We start from the raw sequence: 4,833 nt of genomic DNA on the forward strand, positions 1-4,833 counted from the left end.
CAAGTATAACATCTAAAGGTCACATTATTAACTACTTACAGAAATAGTGTAGTGAGACACGCTTTTACATACATAGTTGATAATGTGTTTTTTATTGTTTTCAAGTGTCAAACTCAAGAGATTCTTTCAGTTAAAGAATTTATCTCCTCAAATAATGAATCAAAATCTGTTTTTGGTGTTTTTGATGAATTGTTTAATACGACAAATCCAGAGGAAGCTTCAAAGCTGATAAAATATCTATTCACAAATTTAAAACTACAGCAACCTTCATTCTTTATGATTTCTACCCATTTGGAAATTGAACATTTGAAGGAAAATGAGAAGATTGGTTTTTATCATCCTTTGGCTAAATTGACAGAAGATAAAATACAATTTGATTACACAGTGGTGGAAGGTATTTCAAAAGTAAAGTTAGGAGAGAAGCTATTTCAAGATTCTGGGATTTTAGATCTTCTATAGTAACATGATTGAAACATATATTTCGATCATGATCTAAATTAATATATTTCATACTATGTTTTCAATTTAATTTCTTTAATTTTATATTACATAATTCACAGCTGAAACAAAACAAGACAAAAACTTTAAATTATTTTTAACATCAAATTTAAAATGAGCAAACAACGACATCCATTTTATTTTAACTTTAGTTCTGGTGACTATTACCTACTTGTAATCAAGAACTTTTTCTTAATTACCTTCACACTTGGTTTTTATATTCCATGGGCAATTGTGTCCGAAAAAAAATATATCAATTCAAGTATCAATTTGGCAGGTAATAATTTTGCTTACCATGGCACAGGGAAAGAACTATTTTTAGGTTTTCTAAAAATATTTGTGCTGTTTATATCAGTATCTTTTTATTTTTCATTTCTTTCTCACAACGGTCTTGATATTCTTTTGGCTATAAGTGTATTGGTTTTTTATGCACTAATGATTCTTTCTTTACCTTATGTTATTCATAACTCTTGGAAGTATGATATGGCCAAAACGTCTTACATGGACAAACGTTTTTTTTATGACTCAGATTTTAAAGCTTTCCTAATTGAATTTGCAAAAGAAGGTGTTCTACTGTTATGTACATTTTTTATCTATTTCCCATGGTACATCACAAACCTGACACGTCACCTTTGTGATAACACTAGAATCGGTAATATAGATATCAGATTTGAAGGTAAAGGTGGACAGTTATTCGGTATTATGTTAAAAGGAATTCTGTTGACCATGGTTACTTTTGGTATTTATTTATTCCAACATAGAGCAAATGTCATCAAGTTTTTCCATGAAAATATAAAACTTTATCAAGATGGGAAAGAAATTGAGGTAAAGTCAAGAATCGGAGGGGGTGATATATTCATTAACGTGGTTACATTTACACTTATCACTCTTTTAACATTTGGATTAGGTTTACCGTATGCAATCCTAAAGTCAAAACAATTATTTATTGAAACACTTTCAATTGAGGGAGATGTTGATTTTGAATCTTTTGAGCAATCTCCTTCATATGATGATCAATATGTAAATAACTTGGGTATGAGTTTAGATGAAGGAGTAGACGCCGTTTTTTAAACCCAATCCTTTTCAGCTTTGTATTAAGAGAAAGGTCACATCAGTTTACAATTGATGTGACCTTTCTTTTTAGTTTGAAATTTTGAATATAAAAGCTTTAAAGTATCAGACCTTAGTAATGCTTCACTCTATTTCTTACTTCATCTTTCTTTCCATTATTAAATACTTTGTGGTAGGCACCAGTGATATATCCGGTAACTCTACGAAGCGTGATAATTTCTTTTGAACCACACTTTTTACATTTCAAATCATCAAAAAGGCCTTCATGATTACAGCTCAGACACCTGTCTTTCTGAATATTCGTAGCGAAGTAGTAAACGCCTTCCTCCATTGCACCTTCCACTAAGTTCTTATACAAGTGTGGTGTTTTAGAAATTTCAGAACGGAGTTCAACATAGGTGATAGAACCACCTGTACAATGCTGATGATAGGGAGCTTCAATAGCTATCTTATCCACATAATTGATTTCATGCCATACCGGAACGTGATAAGAGTTCGTAATAAATTCTTTATCGAAAATACCTTTTACTCTTCCGTATTGTTCCTGTAGTTTTTTTGCAAAAGTGTGGCATAAACTCTCAGCAGGAGTAGCATAAAGTGAAATATTCAAGCGTCTTCTTCCACTCTCCACATCACAGAACTGATGTAAATCCTTCATCAATTTTAAAGCTTTTGCTTGTGATTCTTCACTCTCGCCATGATGTTTTCCTTCTAAAATCAACAAAGCTTCCGCAAGACCAATAAAACCTAAAGCCAATGTGCCAGAATACAATACTTCACCGATTTTGGCTTTCTCATTATATTCTTGATCATGTTTCCAGATCTTGTTTTTATACATGAACGGAGCCGATCCCATCAGTTGTTTTCGTTGCCAACGTAGACGACATTCCATCATATCAATCCCCGTATAAGCCATTTCCATCACCAACTTAGAAAATTCTTCCCATGAAGATGATTCCATAGCATATTTGGGCAAGTTCATCGTAACAGGAGAAAGGTTTCCACGTCCAGATTTACCATTACTTCCATGTAAATTCTTACCCAAACGCGTTCTACAGCCCATAGTGGCAGGGATCAGGTCAGGTATAATGTTTCCTTCTTCATCCAAAACATCATACACTTCCTGATGTGTATTGACATAGTTAGGATAAACCCTTTTAATAGAACATTCATTTGCTTGACGGAAAAGATCTTCGTTGATAATCTTTCCATTTTCCTTACGGTACTGCCAAATCTGAATTGGGAAAATAGGAGTCGTTTTCTGATCGCCAATCCCTTCCATAGTAGCCTCTAACAGACATTCGATAAATAAACGTCCTTCTTTAGAAGTATCGCATCCATAATTAATAGAAACAAAAGGCAGCTGATTTCCTGCTCTACTTTCCAAGTGGTTCAAATTATGAAGGAAAGCCTCACAAGCTTGTTTTGTTTCTTCAGTTGTCTGATCCCAAGCATATTTTTCTTCGTTAGGAATAGCATACTTATTCGCCACTTTCAAATGCTTTTCATAACTTTTTTTAATAAAAGTAGCCATATGAAAATCGAAAGCATTGATAGCAATTCCTCCAAACTGAGCATTACTCTGACATTGTAAAACCACAGCCGTTACCTGTAATGCAGAGCGGATACTTTGCGGAGGGCGCATAGTACCATTTGTGGTGTAGATTGGTCTGCTCAATATATCTCCAATATCAATGAACATACAGTTTTGCATTCCCACAGCATAAGAACTAAAGTCATGAATATAGATCCAGCCTTCCTCATGCATTCTCAGGTGTTTTTCAGGAAGGAGATAAGATTTAGCATATTCTTTTGAAATCTCACCTGACATTCTTGTTAGTTTAGCAGTAAAAACACCTTCGGGCATATTGGCGTTTTCGTTCTCAACATTCGTGAGGTTAATGGCCTCATTCGCAAATTTTAATAGCTTACTATCTTGAAAGTTTACCATGTCTTTTGATTAATAGATATACAAAACACAAGGCGCGTTGTTTGGAAGTGCATAATAAAAGGCACAGAAAGATCCTATCATTGATGTAAATACTTTAAACTCGAAGTAGATACATAACTACTGCTTGGTAGGTCTTCTGACTTATCTCCGAAATATCAACCTTCTCACATTATAGCAATGGTCTTTAGATATTCATTAAAAGATTTACAGCTGCGAGTACAGTTTCAGCTTTGCACTGAATTCCCTATTATTCCACTTAGGCACCATGCACAACAAAAGTGTCGTTTCTTTTTCTGAAAAGTGTTGATGACAATCACTGAAATAATATTGCAAATGATAAGCGCTTGAAAATGAAGTTTGGAACTATTGAAGTTCTTGGAATTGTGCTATTAATTTTTGTGAGGAAGAAATTGTCTTTTAAATTGTGGTGTAAACTAAATTGAAGAATCTATTATACTCTTATAGATGGAAGTTTATTACCTTAAAAAACTAATTATAGGAGTAAAGAGGTGACTTAGATAGAGAAGAAAGTTGAATAGCATAAAAATGAACAAACTATTAATTCTAGTATTATTTCCTTTTCCAACTATTGGATTAACTCAGGTAACAGCAGAAGATCCATTTCATAAATCTTTTAATGATTTGATAGTTGAGAATGAAATTATCAATTTTAAATCAGGTGCTTTATGTACAGGTATTAGAAACGATACATTATTTATGGCTTTTTATATTCCTGGTTTAAATGACCTTGAGTTAGTTCCGTTAGTTAGATTATCAGATAATAAAGAGTTGTTTTTTTAAGGAGAAACGGTTTTTAGTAATTGGGTTGGAGGTAGGTCTATTTCATCTACCGTATTAATAAATAATGAAAGAGTTGATCATGAAGAATGCATCATAAAGCAAACTTTAACTTATCATACAATCATTTATCCTAGTACATCAATTATAGATATTTATCATGAAAGGCTCCTCTTTTACAATAGAGATAAAGGATTATATAAGATTGAGTATTTTGACAATAATGAATTGGATAAGCTTATTAGTAAGAGTCGTAATATGACAAAACTAGAACTCCAAAACCTAAATTTTATACTTATTAATTATAAGAAGTGGCCTTATAAAGAAGGTGATTTTATTTTAGAGTAACATTTTCCGCTGTTTTTAAAAGTAGGTACAAACATTTCACAAAATGTAAATTGATGAGTACAATCAGAAAAAACGTAGTAATTAATTTCATAAATTGTAACTACTCAGCAATAGGAATTTTCAACGAAGCAAGCGTTATAAAAGCCTCAAGTATACTCTCTCCTTTC

4 protein-coding genes and 1 riboswitch are annotated in these 4,833 nt (G+C 32.5%); of the genes, 3 read left to right on the forward strand and 1 reads right to left on the reverse strand.

The features are described 5' to 3' along the window. The first annotated feature begins 51 nt into the window (after positions 1-51). Together HHU12_RS33065 and HHU12_RS33070 are read left to right on the forward strand one after the other, a co-directional pair. Positions 52-459, forward strand: coding sequence for a P-loop NTPase family protein (locus tag HHU12_RS33065; protein WP_169661003.1), 408 nt, complete (start codon positions 52-54; stop codon positions 457-459). Between the two features lie 153 nt (positions 460-612). Continuing rightward, positions 613-1,569 carry a DUF898 family protein gene (locus HHU12_RS33070; RefSeq protein ID WP_169661004.1) on the forward strand — a complete coding sequence of 319 codons (957 nt, stop codon included), beginning with the start codon at positions 613-615 and terminating at the stop codon, positions 1,567-1,569. Between the two features lie 112 nt (positions 1,570-1,681). Here the strand turns inward: HHU12_RS33070 and nrdD are convergent, their stop codons facing one another. Then, on the reverse strand, positions 1,682-3,520 hold the full coding sequence (gene nrdD, locus HHU12_RS33075) for an anaerobic ribonucleoside-triphosphate reductase (RefSeq protein ID WP_169661005.1): 1,839 nt from the start codon (positions 3,518-3,520) through the stop codon (positions 1,682-1,684). Between the two features lie 109 nt (positions 3,521-3,629). Next, positions 3,630-3,803, reverse strand: a riboswitch (cobalamin riboswitch). 263 nt (positions 3,804-4,066) lie between these two features. Between nrdD and HHU12_RS33080 the strand changes: the two genes are divergently transcribed. Beyond that, a complete protein-coding gene (locus HHU12_RS33080; protein WP_169661006.1) occupies positions 4,067-4,321 on the forward strand; it encodes a hypothetical protein in 255 nt (84 codons plus the stop codon). Positions 4,322-4,833: the final 512 nt, after the last annotated feature.

It is taken from the genome of Flammeovirga aprica JL-4 (assembly GCF_012844305.1).
Taxonomy (GTDB): Bacteria; Bacteroidota; Bacteroidia; order Cytophagales; family Flammeovirgaceae; genus Flammeovirga; species Flammeovirga aprica.